This is a genomic window from Microcoleus sp. Pol14D4 (assembly GCF_036701245.1).
Lineage (GTDB): Bacteria > Cyanobacteriota > Cyanobacteriia > Cyanobacteriales > Microcoleaceae > Microcoleus.
Window position 1 is genome coordinate 1 of the sequence record NZ_JAUBQM010000036.1, and the last position, 20449, is coordinate 20449.

23 protein-coding genes are annotated in these 20449 nt (G+C 44.9%); 13 read left to right on the top strand and 10 right to left on the bottom strand.

All coding sequences use genetic code 11. From position 1 onward, the window contains the following. Positions 1–336: 336 nt before the first annotated feature. The 3 genes from QUA33_RS14645 to QUA33_RS14655 all read left to right on the top strand — a co-directional run bounded on the left by QUA33_RS14645 (position 337) and on the right by QUA33_RS14655 (position 2424). Positions 337–786, top strand: coding sequence for a transposase (locus tag QUA33_RS14645; protein ID WP_333149197.1), 450 nt, complete (start codon positions 337–339; stop codon positions 784–786). A gap of 205 nt (positions 787–991) precedes the next feature. Next, on the top strand, positions 992–1684 hold the full coding sequence (locus QUA33_RS14650; protein ID WP_333149198.1) for a YqiA/YcfP family alpha/beta fold hydrolase: 693 nt from the start codon (positions 992–994) through the stop codon (positions 1682–1684). Between the two features lie 32 nt (positions 1685–1716). Next, complete coding sequence (locus QUA33_RS14655) at positions 1717–2424, top strand: ROK family protein (RefSeq protein WP_333069190.1); 708 nt, start codon at positions 1717–1719, stop codon at positions 2422–2424. A 188-nt stretch (positions 2425–2612) separates the two neighbouring features. On the opposite strand, the gene QUA33_RS14660 is transcribed toward QUA33_RS14655, so the two are convergent. Then, positions 2613–2897 (bottom strand): WGxxGxxG family protein, encoded by a 285-nt coding sequence (locus tag QUA33_RS14660; RefSeq protein WP_333149199.1) that lies wholly within the window; start codon positions 2895–2897, stop codon positions 2613–2615. Between the two features lie 183 nt (positions 2898–3080). On the opposite strand from QUA33_RS14660, the gene QUA33_RS14665 reads away from it, so the two are divergent. Both QUA33_RS14665 and QUA33_RS14670 read left to right on the top strand, forming a co-directional pair. Then, positions 3081–4268 carry a histidinol-phosphate transaminase gene (locus QUA33_RS14665; protein ID WP_333149200.1) on the top strand — a complete coding sequence of 396 codons (1188 nt, stop codon included), beginning with the start codon at positions 3081–3083 and terminating at the stop codon, positions 4266–4268. A gap of 53 nt (positions 4269–4321) precedes the next feature. After that, positions 4322–4717 carry a VOC family protein gene (locus QUA33_RS14670; RefSeq protein ID WP_333149201.1) on the top strand — a complete coding sequence of 132 codons (396 nt, stop codon included), beginning with the start codon at positions 4322–4324 and terminating at the stop codon, positions 4715–4717. 34 nt (positions 4718–4751) lie between these two features. Here the strand turns inward: QUA33_RS14670 and QUA33_RS14675 are convergent, their stop codons facing one another. Beyond that, complete coding sequence (locus QUA33_RS14675; protein ID WP_333100711.1) at positions 4752–5330, bottom strand: hypothetical protein; 579 nt, start codon at positions 5328–5330, stop codon at positions 4752–4754. A gap of 58 nt (positions 5331–5388) precedes the next feature. Between QUA33_RS14675 and QUA33_RS14680 the strand changes: the two genes are divergently transcribed. Then, the gene (locus QUA33_RS14680) at positions 5389–5814 is read left to right on the top strand and encodes a DUF2358 domain-containing protein (RefSeq protein WP_333149236.1); all 426 of its coding nucleotides are present in this window, start codon (positions 5389–5391) and stop codon (positions 5812–5814) included. A 165-nt stretch (positions 5815–5979) separates the two neighbouring features. Continuing rightward, positions 5980–6396, top strand: a complete 417-nt coding sequence (locus QUA33_RS14685) for a fasciclin domain-containing protein (protein ID WP_333100709.1) — start codon at positions 5980–5982, stop codon at positions 6394–6396. Positions 6397–6591: 195 nt separating this feature from the next. Here the strand turns inward: QUA33_RS14685 and QUA33_RS14690 are convergent, their stop codons facing one another. Then, positions 6592–8058 (bottom strand): alpha-amylase family glycosyl hydrolase, encoded by a 1467-nt coding sequence (locus QUA33_RS14690; protein ID WP_333100707.1) that lies wholly within the window; start codon positions 8056–8058, stop codon positions 6592–6594. 760 nt (positions 8059–8818) lie between these two features. Between QUA33_RS14690 and QUA33_RS14695 the strand changes: the two genes are divergently transcribed. After that, the gene (locus QUA33_RS14695; RefSeq protein ID WP_333070968.1) at positions 8819–10108 is read left to right on the top strand and encodes a glucose-1-phosphate adenylyltransferase; all 1290 of its coding nucleotides are present in this window, start codon (positions 8819–8821) and stop codon (positions 10106–10108) included. A 139-nt stretch (positions 10109–10247) separates the two neighbouring features. Here QUA33_RS14695 and QUA33_RS14700 read toward each other — a convergent pair whose 3' ends face one another. After that, positions 10248–10436: a hypothetical protein gene (locus QUA33_RS14700; protein ID WP_333149202.1), complete on the bottom strand. Its 189-nt coding sequence runs from the start codon at positions 10434–10436 to the stop codon at positions 10248–10250. 389 nt (positions 10437–10825) lie between these two features. On the opposite strand from QUA33_RS14700, the gene QUA33_RS14705 reads away from it, so the two are divergent. Beyond that, a complete protein-coding gene (locus QUA33_RS14705) occupies positions 10826–10981 on the top strand; it encodes a hypothetical protein (RefSeq protein WP_333100704.1) in 156 nt (51 codons plus the stop codon). A 435-nt stretch (positions 10982–11416) separates the two neighbouring features. Beyond that, positions 11417–12421 (top strand): J domain-containing protein, encoded by a 1005-nt coding sequence (locus QUA33_RS14710; RefSeq protein WP_333149203.1) that lies wholly within the window; start codon positions 11417–11419, stop codon positions 12419–12421. A gap of 162 nt (positions 12422–12583) precedes the next feature. Here QUA33_RS14710 and QUA33_RS14715 read toward each other — a convergent pair whose 3' ends face one another. The 5 genes from QUA33_RS14715 to QUA33_RS14735 all read right to left on the bottom strand — a co-directional run bounded on the left by QUA33_RS14715 (position 12584) and on the right by QUA33_RS14735 (position 16888). Continuing rightward, complete coding sequence (locus tag QUA33_RS14715; protein WP_333149204.1) at positions 12584–12859, bottom strand: DUF1816 domain-containing protein; 276 nt, start codon at positions 12857–12859, stop codon at positions 12584–12586. 373 nt (positions 12860–13232) lie between these two features. Beyond that, a complete protein-coding gene (locus tag QUA33_RS14720; protein WP_333076478.1) occupies positions 13233–13520 on the bottom strand; it encodes a DUF1816 domain-containing protein in 288 nt (95 codons plus the stop codon). 234 nt (positions 13521–13754) lie between these two features. Continuing rightward, positions 13755–14510: a DUF2993 domain-containing protein gene (locus tag QUA33_RS14725; protein ID WP_333100696.1), complete on the bottom strand. Its 756-nt coding sequence runs from the start codon at positions 14508–14510 to the stop codon at positions 13755–13757. 128 nt (positions 14511–14638) lie between these two features. Then, positions 14639–15232 (bottom strand): pentapeptide repeat-containing protein, encoded by a 594-nt coding sequence (locus QUA33_RS14730; RefSeq protein WP_333100695.1) that lies wholly within the window; start codon positions 15230–15232, stop codon positions 14639–14641. Between the two features lie 243 nt (positions 15233–15475). After that, positions 15476–16888, bottom strand: coding sequence for an HD domain-containing phosphohydrolase (locus QUA33_RS14735; RefSeq protein ID WP_333149205.1), 1413 nt, complete (start codon positions 16886–16888; stop codon positions 15476–15478). A gap of 275 nt (positions 16889–17163) precedes the next feature. On the opposite strand from QUA33_RS14735, the gene QUA33_RS14740 reads away from it, so the two are divergent. The 3 genes from QUA33_RS14740 to QUA33_RS14750 all read left to right on the top strand — a co-directional run bounded on the left by QUA33_RS14740 (position 17164) and on the right by QUA33_RS14750 (position 19619). After that, positions 17164–17901: a DUF2993 domain-containing protein gene (locus QUA33_RS14740; RefSeq protein WP_333149206.1), complete on the top strand. Its 738-nt coding sequence runs from the start codon at positions 17164–17166 to the stop codon at positions 17899–17901. A gap of 234 nt (positions 17902–18135) precedes the next feature. Further along, positions 18136–18690, top strand: a complete 555-nt coding sequence (locus QUA33_RS14745) for a DUF6658 family protein (RefSeq protein ID WP_333149207.1) — start codon at positions 18136–18138, stop codon at positions 18688–18690. A 683-nt stretch (positions 18691–19373) separates the two neighbouring features. Continuing rightward, a complete protein-coding gene (locus QUA33_RS14750; protein WP_333149237.1) occupies positions 19374–19619 on the top strand; it encodes a SpoIIE family protein phosphatase in 246 nt (81 codons plus the stop codon). A gap of 456 nt (positions 19620–20075) precedes the next feature. Here the strand turns inward: QUA33_RS14750 and psb35 are convergent, their stop codons facing one another. After that, positions 20076–20288, bottom strand: coding sequence for a photosystem II assembly protein Psb35 (psb35, locus tag QUA33_RS14755; protein WP_333071025.1), 213 nt, complete (start codon positions 20286–20288; stop codon positions 20076–20078). Between the last annotated feature and the right edge of the window lie 161 nt (positions 20289–20449).

Here is a 20449-nt window from a genome sequence, read left to right on the forward strand (position 1 = left end):
ATGTTTGGTAGGTACTCAATAATTATGCTCCAATATACCATATTCTGCTAACATGAGATTTAGATGCGTTCGCCCTGTGAAGAACTCCGTCCCAAACTTTATGGGAAAATTGGATTTTCCGTTAGTAGAGCAACAATAGGAAGAATGATAAAACTCTTAAATATTACTGTTAAAAAAAAACGCTCTTCCCTTCAGGCAAAGGCACGGAGCGATTTCAACTCCTGCGATGTGAGTTCTGGAAAACAATTAAAGAGTAAGGTTTGAAAGACTTAATATTCCTTGACGAATCGGGAGTTAATTTAGCAATGGTTAGGTTATATGCTAGATCTCTAAAAGGTGAAAGAGCCCGGGGGCCAAAACCAACTTGCGCGTGGCAAAAATGTCTCAATAATTGGAGCAATGTCAGTTAAGGAAATTTTGACATCGGTTAATTTAATAGGCTCAACTGATGCAATTACATTTGAAGCTTTTATCATCAGAAAACTTGTACCCAAACTATGGAAAGGTGCTTGTGTCGTGATGGATAATTGTCCAATTCACTTGGGAGAAGAAGTGAAAAAAGCGATCGAAAAGAAAGGGGCAAAGTTAATATACTTATCACCTTATTCACCAGATTTTTCACCAATTGAAAATCTGTGGTCAAAACTTAAAATCATTCTCCGTTCTATCAAGACTACTAATTATCAAGAATTAGCCAAAGCCATAGAGTTTGCGTTGGGGCAAGTTACATCGTCAAATATTTTTAACTGGTTTACACACTGCTGTTATTGTACCTCATCTTTTTGAGAAAGGCTATACCTCATTATTATACATGATTTAGAATTTACAAACCATTTGCGATCGCTATATAATTTAAATCCCTGCGACTCCTTAATCTCTTCCGAATATCAGTATATATTTTCTTTGAGTTAGTGTCTTAACTTTTTTACTTTAGTTAATAACTCATATTAAGTTAAAATAATTAGTTGGGAAGTCTCATAAATTTTTCTGGATGAATCTACAGAACGATTCGAGTTACATTTATTTACATGGATTTGCTTCAAGTCCTGATTCAGCGAAGGCTAAATATTTCCGAGATCGCTTTTCTTACCTAGGAATTGACCTAAAAACTCCCGATCTCAATCAAAATGATTTTTCGGGAATCACTCTCACCCGCCAATTAAATCAAATAGAAACAGACTTTTTGTCAAGCGAATCCTCCCAATCTCCAACAGAAAATGTAAAAAGTATAGGGGGAGTCACCATAATTGGGTCTAGTTTTGGGGGACTGACAGCAGCTTGGTTGGCCCAGCGACAATTGTCAGTAAAGCAAATAGTTTTGTTAGCACCGGCTTTTGACTTTATCTCCCACTGGCTGCCACTGTTGGGACAGCAACAGTTAGAAAAGTGGCAGTCTGAGAAATATTTGCCCGTTTACCACTACGGCCAACAGCGTTATCTGCCACTGAATTATCAGTTTTTGGCAGACATGGCTCAATACCCTGAAGAAAAATTAATGCGGTCAGTCCCTACGTTAATCCTTCACGGTCAGCATGATACAATAATACCGGTTCAAGCTAGCAGAAATTTTGCCGCTAACCGTCCCTGGGTGCAATTAATCGAATTAGAAGACGATCATTCTTTGGGAAATGTCCTAGCGGAAATGTGGGAAGCGATTCAAAAGTTTTGCCCATTCAAAAATTAAAATTAGACAAACTTGCAAGTCTTAACAATAAAATGACTGAACAAGATAGATCGACCCGCACCTTAGCCGTTGACATTGGCGGAAGTGGCATCAAAGTTATGGTTTTGGACAATGAAGGCGCACCCCAAACGGAACGCAGCCGTTTAGAAACGCCTCAACCACCGAAACCGGAACCGATACTAGAGGCGATCGCCTCTTTAGCCAGCGGACAAGGGGAATTTGACAGAGTATCCGTCGGTTTTCCAGGCGTCGTGCGTCTAGGCGTCATCAAAACCGCAGTGAATTTAGATCCGTCTTGGATAGATTTTGACTTAGAAACTACTCTCAAAGATCGCTTGGGAAAACCTGTGCGAGTGGCTAACGATGCGGATATTCAAGGATTGGGAGCAATTGCTGGGACGGGGGTAGAATTAGTAATTACCCTTGGCACCGGTTTTGGTTCTGCCTTATTTGTCGATGGTATCTTGGTGCCAAATCTAGAGTTAGGACATCACCCGTTCCGCAAAGGGGAAACTTACGAACAGCAACTAGGCCGATCGGCATTAGATACAGTCGGTTCCAAAAGATGGAATCGCCGTCTAGAAAAAGCGCTCACGTCTGTGCAAAATCTCTTTAACTGCGATCGCATTTACATCGGTGGCGGCAATACTAAAAAAATTGCTTTTGAGTTACCGCCACAGGTTAAAATAGTACCAAATGTGAGCGGTTTATTGGGCGGGATTGCTTTGTGGCGCGATTGAATAAACTTTGTGGCACAAATGCCCATCATCAATATCAAAGAAAATCAAAGAAACCGGATTTTTTGCTCTGATTAAAGGCAATAATCGAGTCTTTCGGTAAAAAATACGGTTTCTGAATCCACCACTGTTGATTTTGTTTTGGGCTTGTGCGGTAGCGGAGCCATCGAAGAGGGTCGCCGTTGAAAAAGTTATTCGCCCATTGGATCGCGGTAGCGTTTGGGTTCATCCTTGCGAAACAGATTCGCCAAACCGAGGATGCCCAACAAACCCAAAGCACCCCAATGATTGTTGTCGTTTTTGCTTTCTTGAAAAGGAGTTCTGTCGAGAACGACTCCATTAGAACCAGTATTGTTCTGGGCCGGAGCTGAATCGGTTTGAGCTGAGGCAGGCATAGCTGAAGGGAGAACAGCCAAACTCAAAGCTATCAGGGTAGCAGCGGTATTTTTAGATATATCGGAAGGCTTGACTTTCATACTCGGTCTCCAAATATCAGCAGTTACTTTATCAAAATAATCAATTTGTCGCCGCCGACGCATCAATCGATCGACAGAAACTAAATCCCCCCTCTCCTCTTGCTTTCGAGATAGAACAAGCTCTATGCTAAGTTCAGATGCTTGTAAGCAGATTATCTAAAATAAAAAGTCTAAAACTATACCATGCTTCCCTTTATCCGAAAAGATTTAGCCGAACTTACCGCATACACTCCCCATCCGGGCGGCACATCAGGAGAACCAGCGCACTCGGAAAGGGCGATCGATCGCCTCGATACCAACGAATGCCCCTACGACTTGCCAGAGGAATTAAAAAAAAAGTTAGCTTGGACTTACCAGCAGTTAATTGAGACAAATCGCTATCCCGACGGAGGACACGCAGCCCTCAAAGAGGCGATAGCCCAATACGTCAATGAATCCCTAAATGTCGCCCCCCTGATTAAGGGGGGATTAGGGGGGGTTACACTGCCAAAAACCGCCATTACAGCCGACAATATTTCTGTGGGTAACGGTTCCGACGAACTAATTAGATCGCTCTTAATAGCTACTTGTTTAGGCGGACAAGGCTCTATTTTGGTGGCGAATCCCACCTTCTCGATGTATGGAATAATCGCCCAAACCCTCGGCATTCCCGTTGTGAGTGTTCAGCGGAAAGAGGAGAATTTTGAAATCGATATCGAGGCTGCTAAAAGGGCGATCGCCCAAAATCAAAATCCCCCCGTGCGCGCCGTCTTTGTCGTTCATCCCAATTCCCCTACAGCCAATGCTTTGACAAGCGATGAAATAGAATGGTTGTCAACTTTACCAGAAGAGATATTAGTAGTAATTGACGAAGCTTATTTTGAATTCAGCCAAAATACTTTAGCCGACCAATTGCACCAACACCCGAATTGGATAATTTTACGCACATTTTCCAAAGCATTTCGATTGGCATCAATGAGAGTCGGATATGCGATCGCCCATCCCGAACTCGCAGCCGCCTTAGAAAAAATCCGCCTCCCCTACAACCTTCCCAGTTTCTCGCAAACTGCAGCCGAGTTAGCCTTAGCGCAGCGGCAGTTATTGCTAGCAACCATTTCCAAAACTATATCAGAAAGAACAAAATTAATTGCAGCGCTAACTCAGCATCAAAAATTACAAGTTTGGCCGAGTGCGGCTAACTTCGTTTACCTGCGGGTGAAAGCCGGCGATCGTAATTTAGCAGAAACTGAACACAAACAAATCATGCAGCAGCTAAAAGAGAGAGGTACTTTAATTCGGCATACTGGGGGAGGTTTGCGAATTACGGTGGGCAGTCCCGATGAAAATCAGCGAACCGTCTATCGAATTGGAGAAATTTTTGACAAGTCATAATATTCGGTATCCAGTTTCTGCTTGACACAAAAATAACTTTGGAGAAGATATATATGCTTCAAGGAAAGGTTTTACGAGTTGCTCGTCCAACGGATTGCCTCGATCAAGTTGTTCATTTCTACACAGAGGGTTTAGGGCTGCAAATCCTCGATAGTTTTGAAAACCATGAAGGTTTTGACGGAGTAATGGTTGGGATGCCAGGAGAAAGCCACCACTTTGAATTCATCCATCAACGGGGACATATTGTAGGTGGCGCTCCAACTCAAGACAATATTATCGTCTTTTACCTTCCTAACCAACAAGAATGGCAGCAGGCTGTTGAGCGAATGAAAGCAATTGGACTTGAGCCGGTAAAGTCCTACAATCCCTACTGGGACAAAGATGGAGTGACCTTTGAAGACCCAGATGGCTATCGAGTCGTTTTGCAGAATGCCGAGTGGAGCTTGTAGCAGCGCGATCGTCGCATCAGGTATCTACACCAATTTATAACTCATCCTTTCCTTGTCGCGCCGCCCGAATGGTTTGGGGAAATACGCCTACTAAAAGTGCCAAAGCTTCATCGGGAATTTGTGCCACCGTTTCCGAATCCAAATATTGTTCAAATTGAGTTAAAACCATTTGTGCGCGTTCCAAAGCTGCTGGCTTTGCCGTTAACTGTTCCATTAACCGCACCCACTGCCGCCGAATTCCAAAAGCTTTCTGTATTTGTTCGGGAGATTGAGGGCAAACCAAACAAAAATTCCCGACGGGAATCGCCTGTTGAGAGTCAAGATCAAAAGCGCCCCCAACGGCAGCCCCAGGCCCGGCAAACTCCGCGTGGAAACGTTTAATCAAAATTAGGCCGTTCCGGCGACGGCTATCTACCATCAACAGCTTGCCGCTGTTGATTTCTACGAGAATGTCAGAGGAGTGGGGGTGTTCTGTCAAATCTGTGTCAAGGTTTCGATGTCGCAAGTCCGGGCCAGCAGAAAGGCCGGCGCGGACAATATAATTAGAAGTAAGATTAGAGCTGGATGAAGTATCAATTTTTTTCTCATCCCGCTGCCGATCGAGATTATTCATTTAAAGTTATAAATTAATACTGTCACAAGGTGGTAGTTTGAGCGCGATCGAATATCAAATGCAGGTAGAAAAAGCAGTAGACACCCTGAAAGCGGATCTCCCGACGCTTTTTGAGAAAGACATCTCCTACGACATCTACACAAAAGATGTTTATTTTCAAGACCCTGTTAACAAATTTAAAGGAAAAATCAACTATCGCATTATCTTTTGGACTCTGCGATTTCACGGGCAGCTATTCTTTAGCGACATTAACTTCGACCTGCACGGCGTAAGTCAGACAGCGCCTGATACTATTGTGGCAAATTGGACTGTTCGCGGCGTCCTGCGGGTTCCGTGGAAAGCTCGGATCTTCTTCAACGGCTACTCTACTTATAAACTGGATAAAGACGGCTTAATTTACGAACATCTCGACACCTGGGACAGAAAACCCGGAGAGATTTTAAAGCAGTTTTTCCGCAAGGGGGAGGATTCCAGCCAAGGATAAGCTAAAAACGTCGATCGCCCCGATCCATCAGGGCCGGCCATCCAAATAACTTATAATGAAGAAAATAATCATCATCCCTCCGATTCATTTTCTGCTATTTGTAAATTGCTAAAATGATTGTCGCCTCTGATTCATTTTCTGCTATTTGCACTCCTGAAAAACATCATGCCAGATATTGTCGAGACTGCCACTAATGCCGGCTCTTTCAAAACACTCGTGACTGTTATTGAAGCCGCTGGTTTGTTAGATTTATTGCAAAGTCCGGGTCCCTACACCGTCTTAGCACCAACTGACGAGGCATTTGCCAAAATTCCTACAAATACTATTACGTCTTGGTTGGAAGACATACCCAAGCTCAAGAAAATTCTGACTTATCACATTCTGTTTGGAGAGGTACTAACTGAGAACTTACTTGAGTTAAGTTCTGCTGAAACAGTGGAAGGTTCTGTGGTGGGAATTGATACTTCTGACGGCATTAAAGTGAATGATGCTAAAGTTCTCAGTTCAGATATTCTTGCCGACAACGGCGTCATTCATATCATTGATTCGGTGCTACTACCAGCAATGGTTGCAGCAGAATAAAACTTGTGTTTTCGCTGATAAATTTCGGGTGCGCTAGGCGCACCTGATGCCTATAATAAATTCTAATAAATTTAGAATAAGCGGGGCAAATCACCGATAAATGCCTGGTGCGCACCTTACACCCATAAATGTCTGGCGCGCACCTTCCTGCTATAAATGTAGGTCTACGGGGAGCAGATTATCCTACATTTTAAACTAATTATCCGAACCTAAAATCAAGCCAGATCGTGCCGGCAGCATCAATTCTAACTGCCGAGTTTCTCCTTCACCTTTCCAAACAAACTCGCCTTTACCGAACAGCAATTTCTCGTGAGGAGATTTTAAATTAGCTGCCTCAAAGCTAATATTAGCTTCTTCGGTCGCGACATTGACAGCAACAACTATTTCCTCATCCCCCAAAATTCGGGCAAAAACGTAAACTGTTCCTTCAGCAAACAGAATGTGGTACGCTCCAGTGCGGAGAGCTTCGTATTTGTGCCGCAAAGCTATCAACTGCTTGTGATAATCTAAAACATCGAGTTCCCAGTGAGCTTTTAAGGGGAAACCGCGACGAGAATCGGGATCTAGAGCACCGGGTAAACCAACTTCATCGCCGTAGTAAATGCTGGGAGCCCCAGGAAAAGTTAACAGCAGCAAAGTAGCGAGTTCGACGCTAGCTTTATCGCCCCCAGCAATTGACAGCAACCTAGCTGTATCGTGACTTGCCAACAAATTAAGTTGAGTTAGCTGTATCGGCCACGGGTACAGTTCCAAAACGTGCTGAATTTTGTCACCGTATTCTTTAGCAAAAAGCGGCGGATAGGGATGGTAAGAACGACCTTCTATTTGAGCTAAATCTACCCGATCGCCCGCTGCAAAAGCAATAGTCGGGGCAGCAAAAAGATAATTCATTACTCCGTCAAATTGACTGCCGTCGAGCCACTCTCTGGCATCTTCCCAAACTTCGCCAACAATGTAAGCTTCGGGATTAATGGCTTTAACTCGTTCTCGAAATTCCTGCCAAAATCCCGGCGTTTTAATTTCAAAAGGAACGTCCAGCCGCCAGCCATCGATGCCGAATTTAATCCAGTATTCGGCGATTTCCATTATGTATTCTCGCACTTCTGGATTGTCGTGATTGAATTCAGGAAGTGCTCGATTCCCATCCCAACCGGCATAATTAGCAGGAAAATTGCCGTCGTAGGCAGATAGCGGCCAGCCTTCAACTTTAAACCAATCTACCCAAGGAGAATGGGGGCCGTTTTCGAGGATGTCGTGAAAGAAGAAAAAGCCGCGGCTGGCGTGGTTGAATACGCCGTCGAGGACGATTTTGATGTTGCGATCGTGGGCGGCGTCTAGAAGTTCTTTAAACGCTGGATTGCCGCCCAACATCGGATCGACTTGATAGTAGTCGTGGGTATGGTAGCGGTGATTGCTGGCCGACTGAAATATGGGGGTGAAGTAAATTGCGTTAATGCCTAAGTCTTGCAAGTAGTCTAGCTGTTCCATCACGCCCCACAAGTCGCCACCTTTGTAGCCTTGGAGGGTGGGGATGTCGTGCCATTCTTCCCACATGAAGTTTTGCAGCAGGCGTTTGCGGGGCTGTTTGCTTTTGGCGAAGCGATCGGGGAATATTTGGTAGAATACGGCGTTTTTCACCCAGTCCGGCGTTTGAATTTGCATACACTTTTTCTAGCTTTTACGGCTTAGGCTACCGTAGCAGGGGTTTCCAGGGGATCTAGCTTTTGGTAGAGAATAGACATTTAATCCCATTTGATCGATCGACAAATTGTAAAATATTACACAAATGTGCAGTCAATTTAAGATTGAAAACTGACTCTACCTATAAATTTATAGTCCCGCCGGCCTGCGCTTCCTGAGTGCTGTGGAGTTAGACAAACTCACATAACAGGAACGCCAGCAAAAACAACAGGATCAAACTCAAGCATAACCAGAGCGAACTTTGGGCCCATACAAAGCCTCACTGGGCGTGGCGGTGCCGGCCACCCTGGAAAAAGAACAACAGCGCGCGCCATCCTGGAGGGAGAAATTGCGAAAACGAGCAATTTACCTAAGAAAGTTGTTATTAACAGCCAAAATCCCCAACCTTATTCTTTCCTTAAACTGCCGTTATTTACTGAGGGGTATTTTAACTCACAACTCAAAACTTTGTTAAATATCCATTATTGATTGATGGGTATTTTAACTTAAAACTCAAAACTCAAAACTCCAGTCCCGAACGCACTCCAACTCTTATAAACCGGGTTTTTTAACTCTTATTGAGGGTGTGAAGAAGTATTTGGATTAAACAACCCGGTTTCTGCGTAAGCGACTCCACTCATAAGTGAAAACTCAAAACTTCCTTGCTCTCCCCCCTTGTCAAGAAGCCCTCACCATCCGACACTGTACTTGGAGAGTTAATCGACCCTAGGGAGAAAGTTCCTTGAAAAAAGTCTTAGCCATCATCCTCGGTGGCGGTGTAGGCACCCGCCTTTACCCCCTAACCAAACTGCGGGCCAAACCCGCAGTTCCCCTCGCAGGCAAATATCGCCTCATCGATATTCCTGTCAGCAACTGCATCAACTCCGAAATAGTCAAAATTTACGTCCTCACGCAATTCAACTCGGCATCCCTCAACCGCCACATCGCTCGCACCTACAACTTTTCCGGCTTCACCGACGGATTTGCCGAGGTGCTCGCCGCCCAGCAAACTCAGGAAAACCCCAACTGGTTTCAAGGGACAGCGGACGCAGTTCGCCAATATCTGTGGCTGCTAGAAGAGTGGGACGTTGACGAATATTTGATTCTTTCGGGCGACCACCTCTACCGCATGGACTACCAGAAGTTTGTGCAGAGACACCGCGAAACCAACGCCGATATCACCCTCTCGGTTTTGCCAATGGACGAGAAGCGGGCCTCGGATTTTGGTTTGATGAAAATCGACGACAACGGCCGCATTGTTTCTTTCAGCGAAAAGCCAAAAGGCGATGCGCTCAAACAAATGCAGGTGGATACTACTAAACTGGGACTGACAGCACAGCAGGCTCAGGAAAGTCCTTACATTGCTTCGATGGGGATTTACGTCTTCAAAAAAGAAGTTCTGATTAAACTTCTGAAAGAATCTCCCAACCAAACTGATTTTGGTAAAGAGATTATTCCGAATAATGCAAAAGACCACAACGTTCAAGCTTATTTGTTTGACGATTACTGGGAGGATATCGGAACCATTGAGGCTTTTTACGATGCTAACTTGGCGCTGACAAAACAGCCTCAGCCACCTTTCAGTTTCTACGATGAAGATGCGCCGATTTACACTCGCCCGCGTTTCTTGCCGCCGACTAAGCTTTTAGATACTCACGTCACTGAATCGATTATTGCTGAAGGCTGCATTCTCAAGCAGTGCCGGATCGACCATTCTGTGTTGGGAGTTCGATCGCGCATTGAAGCTGGATGTACGATTCAAGACACTCTAGTCATGGGTGCTGACTTCTACGAACCTGACGCCGAACGGCATTCGAGTTTGGACAACGGCGGCGTCGCCCTCGGTATCGGTGCAGATACTACAATTCGCCGCGCGATTGTGGATAAAAATGCCCGCATCGGCCGCAATGTTCAAATAATTAATAAAGACCGAGTGGAAGAAGCAAACCGCGAAAACCAAGGTTTTTACATCCGCAGCGGCATTATCGTAGTCCTGAAAAATGCCACAATTCCTGATGGAACTATCATTTAGTTATTAGTCATTAGTCATTAGTCGTCAGTCATTAATTTTTTAAGTTAAAATCTGTTACCTCTCAGCAAGTGACTGATGATAAATAAGTAAATTAGTGACAGATCACCAATGACCGATGACTGATGACTGATGACGAAATTCATTCTTTTTTTTGTTGATTATTAATTCCCACCGCTGAGGCGAGGTTGTCGAAATACTTGGCTTCATTCAAAGGCTCGCGCATTATTAATAAGGGACAGTCTCTGTTACTGTCTGCCGTGATACAGATATGTCCGATCGCCTGCGTCTGGAGAATAGCTTCTGATTCTTGTATTTGCGCTCGTAGCACGACTGACAAATGCGCTGCCCGTTTCTGAGTACAACACAACTCTCGGAACTATCTTTCCACTCGTCGCAGCAGCCGCAAGGCCAACTTAGCAAATAATTCATAATGTGAGCACCCTCGTGGCGTTAAAACCTGATCCCTCTATTATCTTATCTTAATGTTTTATAGAAGTGTGTGATGTAGCTAACAGACAGCGGAGATATTATGCTATATTAGTTTGATTAAAATCTATTCAGAGGTTGTAAAAATAAGCTTCTACAGCACTGGTCTGGGGTGAGGAAAAAATATCTCGAAATTTTGTGGGATGACGGCGCACTTTAGGGTATAATACAGTCACAATTCAGACACCAGATTCGACCGGAATTGCTGCTGAGAACCTGCTAAGATTTGCATTGAGTAAAACCTCCTATAGAGAAGTTCGATCGCACCGCGCACCGCAACAAAAGAGCAAAAAAAGCTCGCTCTTCCGCAACACTCAACCCGACGGGTACTCGCGCCAGCAACAGCAGCAGCTCTCCCGGGCTCGCTTCAACCGGGATGCACCCTAAAGCTCTCGCCTCCTCCCAAAAGCCCGAAGGCGCACAACTCCTAAAAATTTATGGTGGCAAGAGTCTTACCCTCTAAAAGTTCAAAGGTGTAGCAACCGCCAATAGGGTAAGGGTGTTGTTCATTCATTGATGAAACATTGTTTTTGTTGTCGAATGCCAAAAGCATTTCTAGACCCGGCTGCTCCGGCTGCCCTCAGCACCAGAGAGCCGAATGCTATAAAATCTAAAACCACAGCGGGGTGCGGAAATTGCGATCGTCGCGCAAGCAACAACCGAACTCGATAGAGTCCAAACCTTTGATAACCTATAATTTGAATGAGATGCCGCAGGTACTTTTACCCCTGGCATTAAACTAATTCGCCATCCTGCGGCTAATTTGGGATTTATTCTTTCTAACAACTAACAAATAACAACTAATAAAGAGGGGATTGCTTAATGGCTGCAACAGATTTTAAAGACTATTACGCTATTTTGGGACTCAACAAAACTGCCAGCTCTGACGAAATTAAAAAAACTTTCCGCAAACTAGCCCGGAAATATCACCCGGATATGAACCCCGGGAACAAAGAAGCCGAAGCTCGTTTTAAAGAAGTAAACGAAGCTTACGAAGTGCTATCAGACCCAGAAAAACGCAAAAAATACGATCAATACGGTCAATACTGGAAGCAAGCTGCCACCACTCCAGGCGGATGGCCAGGTGGGGGCGGTACGACTGTAGACTTTGGCGGCGTTGACTTCAGCCAGTACGGCAGTTTTGACGAATTTATCAATGCCTTGCTCGGCCGCGCAGGTACCAATGCCAGTAGTGCCCGCAACGCCAAGTGGAATTACAGCAACTACCGCGCCGGCGGGCCCACCGGTTTTGGCGGATTTGAAGATTTTGCGGGGTATGAAAACCGCAGCGCAGGAAGCTCTCTCGACACAGAGGTGGTGGTTTCCCTGACTTTGGGGGAAGCATTTCGCGGCACTTCCAAGCGAGTCGCCACGGGCGAAGTTTCGATTCCAGCAGGAGTAAAAACTGGCAGCAAAATTCGGGTAAAAGGCAAAGGTCAAGTTGACCCGTACACCAAGCAACAGGGAGATTTGTACCTAAAATTAGAAGTCTTGCCTCATGCTTTCTTCCAGTTTGAAGGAGAGAATTTGGTCTGCGAAGTGCCTATAACTCCCGACGAAGCGGTTTTGGGAGCTTCAATTGAAGTGCCGGCGCCTGAAGGTATGATAACTGTAAAATTTCCAGCCGGGATGCGATCGGGTCAGTCTTTGCGGTTGCGGGGCAAAGGATGGCCCAAACCCAAGAAAGACGAGCGGACTGATTTGTTAGTAAAAATTGCGATCGTGCCGCCGAAAGAAATGAGCAGTGTAGAACGCGAATGCTATGAAAAAATCAAGGCAAATCGCACTTTTAATCCCCGCAGCAATATCAACCAAATGCTGCTTTGAAAAAACGTGCATTTCTCAGACGCAAATAATACCATTTCTGACATATTTCCTAGGGACACAGCATTTTTGTGTCCCTACTGTATGCAAGCGCGCTCTCATTTTAAAAAAACCCTGTTAAGAACTGAAATTTTATTCGCCCGTAATTGGCAGTTTCCAACGCGATCAAGACTCTTCGCTAGCTGTTAGCTGAGTAGGCTTGCTACCTTCTTTGATGTTAATGCTAATTTTTTTAGCTCCTTTGTTCTCCAGGTCTCGGATGTACCTGTTCGAGCTGTTAGAAGCTTCCTGTCTGCTGTCATAGGGACCAAAGTAATAGGTACGCTTTGGCGAATCAGTCTCAACTTCTACCCACCATTCGCCACGTCGAGTGCTGCTAGCAGGTTGAGCTAGCACCCAAAAGGCCGTGAAAAACATAGCCAACATAGATATTTCAAACATATTTACCTCTGGGAAGATTTAAGTAGTTTTTTCTGTTCTATCTCAATTTATCAAGGCAACAGGAGCTATCGGCTCGTCCTCAGTGCTGATTTAGCCCCGATTATTTTTGGCAGTTAGTGCTAGCTAAAATCTGCATTTTGGCTGAGAAGATACCGACATTTAAGCCACCACTACAAATATAAAGTCCGCAGGGTAAGGACTAAGACAACATGATGCTTAATATTATTGTTGAGGCTTCAGTTAAGGAAAAACTCAAACAGAACTTACACTCTCTAGACGCCCAGAAACCGGGTTGTTTAACCGATACCCCTCGCAATAGATGGAGTATTTGCGTTAAAAAACCCGGTTTCTGCCGGTTGGACTATCAAAATTATTAAGCTGCGACACCTTCTGAGAATTCATCACAAATGGTGAGAGCCGAAGGCTGACACCGTTTGATGCGGATGCTAACTTTTTTGGCTCCCTCGCTTTCCAAGTCTTCTATGTAGCCTGGAGTATTGCTGGAAGCTTCTTTGTCGGTGTCAAAGGGGCCAAAATAGTAGGTACAGTGGGGCAAGTCGGTGACAATTTCTACCCACCATTTCTCAGACTGGCGGTGGCTGGGCCCCGCAAAGACGGACAAGACTGCGACGTAGATACAAAATAAATAAAATCCGAGCATTTTTATTCTTCAGGGGTGATTTAATTTATTATTTAAATCTATCAAAATAATTTGCCCCTCGAATCAACCTCAGTGCTGATTTTGAGTCGATCGAACTGAGATGCGAGATTTTAGATCTTAGATTTTTCTTCCCATCTAAAACCTAAAGCAAAACCCGCCGGTGCGGGTTGTTTGCTAACTGAAAATGCTCTTTTTCCGAATTAGATGGCTGCGCCAACCTCAGCCTGCTGAGGTTTAGCGCTTGCCTTTGGGGAACTGTTCGATACCAGCCCAACCGTAGAAAACTAGCTCGTCGTTCTGAACTCGGCAGCGGTCTACTCGCAGTTGAGTGCCTTCTAAGGCAAATTTGTCTAAGTCTAGCAAGTTATTTACGTGGGCAATTATAGCCTGACCCAAGTCTACTGCTTGCCCGTCACCGCCGTAAGTAACGCTGACAAATTGGATTTTACGTCGGTCTTCTACTTGCAATTGAGCTGTAATATCTATTTTGACGGGTTCGCTGGCCTCGCCTACGGTAATTTCGGACTGAAGCCGAATTGATTTGTCACTTCCGAAGCTGACTTCAGTGTTTTGAAAGTGCAGAGATTGCTCTTGATACTTCAGCTTCTGGAGTTTTTCAACTACAAAAGGTGTATTGAATGAGGTGGTTAAATCCGATCGACTTAAGACTACTCGCATATTTGCCTGGGTAGGCTGTCGCAATTTCACTTGACCTGCAAAAATCGCCCCAAAATCAATTGAGACTGCTTGCAGGTAGAGTTCCATCACTTCTATGCGGAGGCCGTTGTACATCAACATACCTTTGCCAACAAAGTCGAAACCGTCGATGCTTCCCTGCAAGAGTTTGGCTACTGGTTCGACTCGGATGTTGGCCTCGGCCTTTTCAGAACGCTTGAATAAGGCTGCGATCGCAGCTCCTGCTACTTTACTAACAAGGCGATCGCCACTTTGACCTTGAAAGGATGTACCGCTAAACAAAGCTGCTACCATTTATTCGTTTGCTCATCTACAGTCGCCATTATAACCCTATATTAAGAAATGTAAAAATCGCTTGTGCTTATTCACTCTATAAGCAGATCTTGTTTTTTTGTCTGTCTTCAAAACAACATTGTTGAAATTTAAAGGCTCAGGGGGGTGCCTTGGAGACAGGCGCGATCGAGCAACGCTCCATCCCACAGGGTTTGTTCGATCATGGCGCAAAGCAAATTAGCTCCCGTCAGGTTAGCGCCGCGCAGTACGGCTCCATTCAGAATCGCTTCTTCCAAGTCAGCTCCTGACAAATCAGCGCCGGACAAATTGGCATTGCTCAAATCGGCACCAAGCAAAATTGCCCGAGCCAAAGCAGCGCCCCGCAAATCGGCGCCACGAAAATCGACACCGCTCAAATCCAAATTGCCGATGGATGCCCCCGTCAAAAAAGCACCCCCAAAACTTGCGTCGCGGACTAAAGCGTTAGCGAAGGAAGCTCCCCGCAAATCGGCATTGCGAAAATCTGCGCCTCGCAAGTCAGCGCCGCTCAAGTCAGCACCTCTGAGGTTGGCTCGCAATACGGCCCGCTGCAAGTTAGCGCCGGCGAGATTAGCTCCACTCAAGTTGGCTTGAGACAAGTCAGCACCTGCGAGATCGGCTCCCGCTAAGTCTTTGCCGGCTAAATCAGTGCCGGCCAACATCAAAATTTTGCCTTTGCGTATGGCTTCGAGGTCATTAGTCATTAGTTTTTAGTCATTAGTCATTGTCGTCATTAGTCATTAGCGCACAGACAGGCGGTGGCTACAACTCCCAGTGGTAGGGTGCGCTTAGCAAGCACAGGCTGATTTTTTGTAGTGTTGGAAAAGATTTTGTGCTGAGTTTTAAATGCCCAATACTTCGGCTAGGCACTTCGGCTGCGCTCAGCACAAGCTGTGTACAAGTTCCCAATTACCAATTACCGATCGCCCATTACCCATCCAGTTATTTTATAATGCCGGAGCGGTCGCGGTCGTTCGATCGCCCAAATCCTCCAGCCATACGTTAGGCAGTTGGCTGGGGCGGTTCGGTAACTGCATCAAACCCATTTCTGCCAGCCTGACGACGTTGCTGAGTGTTTCCACCAAAGCCGGATCGAAGCGAGTGCCCGACAGTTCGCGGCACTGTTCCAAAGCTTCGCTCAAACTCAAAGCTGGACGATCGCCACGGGGTTGAGTCAATTCTTGAAAATCAGCGACCAACCCCAAAATCCGCGAAGCAACGGGTATGGTTTCGGCTCGCAAACCCTCTGGCCTGCCGCTGCCGTCCCAATATTCGAGTTGGTGCTTGACAATTTCCGCCACAGGTGCTAGTTCCGGCATTGCTTGCAGCAGTTGGGAACCAATGAAACTGCGATCGCGCCAAAATGATAAAGTTGCTTGGTCGAAAGCATCGGGAGTGCGATCGAACACCTCATTCGGGGCCGAAATTAAGCCGACTCGAAACAGCAATCCAGCCAGCCGCAGCCTCCGCAACTGCAAAGCCGGCAAATCCAGCAGTTGACCCAAAGTTTCCGACAAAGCCGCCACCTGCAAAGACGCTGTAGGATTTGAGGTATCGCGTTCGTCCACGCGCTGGGCCATCCGCAGAAAAGCTTGAAGTTTGTTAGCGTTCAAATTGCGGCTGACGCGCAAAGCTTGACCTTCTAATTCCCACAATTCGCGGGTTTGGCGGTTAATTGCCACCATTTGCTGCTGAGAACTTTGCAGGTAAGTGACTATCCGCGATACCACGCCACTAATATCTGCCAAGGGCGGGCCTTTGGTTGCCAGGATTTCGCGGTACATTTCCAGCAAACTGTCGGCTAGGGGGGAGTTGTAATGTCGCGTCTGTTCTATAAAAATTTCTGCCGAGGCCGACACCAAAGACTGGTCAAACGACCACAAACCGTAGAACTTTCGTTCTGTATCGACTTCTGGCTTGCCCTCGGGCAAGTATTCCTCGGCTGAAAGTTCGCGGCAAAGCACCATTGCTTTGTATGTGGGGGCGACGATGATTAAATTCCATTCTTGGATGAGGGGGTCGCTCTCATCGAGATTTATTAAAGATACATTTTCTAATTGACCCGTTTTGTGGGTAGCGAAACCGCTGTCGGCTACTGCACCGATGACAACGCGCCGAGAGGCATTAGCAATATCTAGGTAGCGATCGGCTTCCTGTAAATACCATTTACCTTGCTGAAACGTTACCAAAACTAAGGGTTGGAGTTCGCTCTTGTCCCCGCCACTGGTTTGCAAAATGTGGTCTTCTAGGGCGTGACATAGGGCTACTAGGGTGTTTTTGAAGTATACCCCGTAGCTAGAAGGCAGTTTTCCGTCGGGAAGTGTAGCTTGTAGTCTAGCGAGAGTTGATTCTGAATTCATTGCAAAAAGCGGTGCCGGCTCTTACTTATTGTAGCGGGCGATCGAACTTCTAGAAAAGACTTTGGGCAAAAGTCCGAGTTTTTGAGTTTTCACCGCTTCGCAACCGAGTCAATGTAGAGTGCGCCGAAGAGTACCTGATTAATTTTAGGAATTTTCTGGAAACCCTCTGTCTTTGGCTGAGTTTTTTTCAGACGAGAAACCTGCCGAGAGGAAGACGGTAAATGACTTAGGTATTAACTACTATTTTGACAACAATATTATTAGGAATTCTGAGCGTGCTTCAACAAAATAGAAGTTTAGGGGAACAGGCGATCGACAAAGTGGCAGAGATTGCTATTGCTAGCAAATTAGACGAATCCGAAACTTTGTCTGTCACAGTTAACACCGATCCTGCCCAGCTAGCCCAGGGAGAAGTAGAGGCCGTTGCCGTTGAGGGCAAAGGATTGGTAATGCAGCAAGATTTGCGCGTGGAAGAATTGCAAATCCACGTCAAGGATATTGCAGTCAATCCCCTAACCGCTATGTTTGGCAAAATTGAACTGAACGGGCCTGCCTTCGGTGGGGCGCGCGCAGTTTTAACAGAAAGCGATATCAACCGCGCTTTTAATTCCGAATACATCAGCAGGAAACTGAAAAACTTAAAAGTTACTGTTGACGGACAACAGCAGACAATAGACGTTAAAACTATTGAGTGCAAATTGCTGGCTGGAAAAATCGCTTTAAATGCTGAGGTATTGGTGCGGGAAACTGCTTCCACGGAAAAGATTTATTTCACAGCAAAACCTGAGATCGCAGCGGGCGGTTGGGCAATTTCTCTTCAGGATGTCGAGTATCCCGAAAACAAGGAATTTTCGCCGGAGTTAACTGAAGCTTTGGCTGACAAAGCTGGTGAAGTTTTAAACTTGCGAAATTTTGAACTTGAGGGAATGTCCCTGCGGATCCAGCAGCTAAATGTGGAAGCTGGTTTGCTAACTTTGCAAGCTGAAGCGAAAGTCGAAAAATTCCCTAATTAGGAGCTTGTAGGGTGTGTCAGAAACAAAAAAGCTCTTCAATTCCAGCAACTATTGGAACTGGCGAACCCTACTATTATGCTTTGCTTTGGAAAAATCTCGGCAGTTTATTAAATCCCCCTAAAGTTATAAAAAAGTAGATAGCAACCCGCAGCAAAATATTACCGCCGTTAGAGGCAGGCATCGGGAGTTTACTTTTACTCTTGACAAGTAGTAGTAAAAAATCGGAAACTTTTAATGAACACTGTAATTTCTTTTTTGAAAAAACTGCGTAACGGTAGATTTTTGACTCAATTTTTGACTGTATTGATGGCAGGTGTGCTGCTGTTTACCAGCACCGCTTGCAATGCGGGCGATGTTCGAGGTGCTCGGCCTGACAATCCTCCCGTTCAAGCTGGAGGAATGAATAATCCTCACAAGGGTGGCGGTGATGGATACACGAATTATAAAACCTCCACCGATCCTAAAGTAAATCAGTCGCCTGCTCAAGCACAAAAGAATCGGGCTGATTTGTCGATCTTGGGCGATCGTCTTATGGCTGCGACTACGGGTGAATCTAATTCCTCAAAGCTGCTTTATCCGGGTTCTGCACCCATGGAAACTGACAAGTTAGACCCCGAACGCGGCGGAGATAAAACTGTGTTAGAAGCGCCAGACGGACAAAGCGATTCTGATGCCAATATTTTAGAGAAAGTAGGCGCTGCGTTTAAGGATGCTTCTGGTTTCCTCAAAGATAGTGCTGAAGATGCCAAGGAAAGCTCGGTTACGAAACTCAATCCGCTGCAAAAATAAGCAAGCATAACCTAAAATAATGTAGGGGCTGTCTGAAATTAGCCCCTACATAAATAATATATAATATAATTTAACCAAAGTATATAAATGCTTGTAGAGCTGTTATATGCTCAAAAAATTAACTCTTTTTCTGTTTTTTTATGAGGCAGAGCAATATATTTGACATTTTCTGGGATTTAGGCTGCGATTACCGATAGTGTTTTTGGTAAATTGTAATCATGAATAAATCTCAAACATATTGATTAACATGAACTATTTTACCATAAATTAAACTGACTGGGTTGTTTGTTTCGTGAGGGCATCGAGCGATTAACTGTGCTAAACAAAACATTTGTTTGCAGTGAATTAGCTGAATATACAAGAAAAATTCGATTACAATTATATTACAAAACTTAAACTTTAATAAGATTATTTTACAGACCTAGCAAAAACCCTAAATTAAATACTTTTATGCTTAAAGAAGCATTGTAATGATAGATAAAATAACAGATAGCTCCCACCTGATTGGAAAGCTTTTTATCAAACGATCGAGTTTATATTAAAAAAGCGAATGTTCATTGGCATCAGGATATTATTGAATCTTTCTATATCAGAAGTTTTGCCCTGATCTCTCCCGACAGATTGGTGTTGCTTGCGAGGAATTTTTTTTTCCTATCGCCCTCCACGATGACATTGCTGAGTTCATCAGTCATATTTCAATGGAGCTATACTCAGGAGATGGTATCGTGCTATATACCGATGGTATTCCCGAAGCAAAAGACATTAAGACAAAACAATATGGCGTGGAAGCGATGTGTGAAGTCATTAGCCAAAACTGGCATTTGTCGGCTGGGAAAATTAAGCAAGCGGTGATTGACGATTTACGGCGACATATCGGCACTCAAAAAGTGTTTGATGATATTACGCTGTTGGTTTTGAAGCGGACATAATTAGGCGTAGAAAAAAAGTCACAGCCTCAAGTCACCGGATTGCTTTAGATTGAGCGTCCATACCTCAAAAAAATAAACTTATGACATTAAACTGGAAATGGTCGTCGGGGCGATCGCCTTAGCAGTCAAATTTACGAATATGTGGTGAGATGTCTCAAATGCCGGCTTCCAAAAGAGGCTGAATCTCCTGAGAACTCTAAAGCTGTAGTCAATGTCTAACTTTCTATAATTAAATGTATCTCAACGATCTATTGCATCAAGGTCAATAAAGGGTTCGAGGGCGGGATGACAACTCGATTTATTGACCTTAGTGCTTTCTGTCAATTAAAAATATTCACTCAAAGTTTTTATACATAATAGCAGCGTAAGGCGCGCCGAGGCGCACCCTACCTGATATATAAGCAAGGGTAATTTCTATTCCTCTCAAAGCTTTTTCCGATCTAAAACAGCTTGGTTCTATTTTTTCTTTGAATCAGAAACATCAGCAATCAAATCGTCTTTATCAACTTTCGGGACAAAATCAGGGCGTTCTTTGGATTCCCAACCGGGGGGGCGCTTGGAGTTGTACCAGGCGATCGAGCCGATGGTAACTGCGGCAACAAAGCCAACACCAAGAACTGCTATTGGAGCGGTCAAGCTGACACTTGATTCCGGCACTGGCTGCTGCATCAGCAGATCGATCGTTACTCGCTTGATGGGTGTAACAAGAACTGCCATGGGAGCGGTCAAGCTTATATCTATCATTAGGCCAAATCCTTATCTACTCTACTTTTACATTATCTTAAGTGCTAATGCCGTTTTGTTGATATATCTGAAGGCAGAAAAAGTGA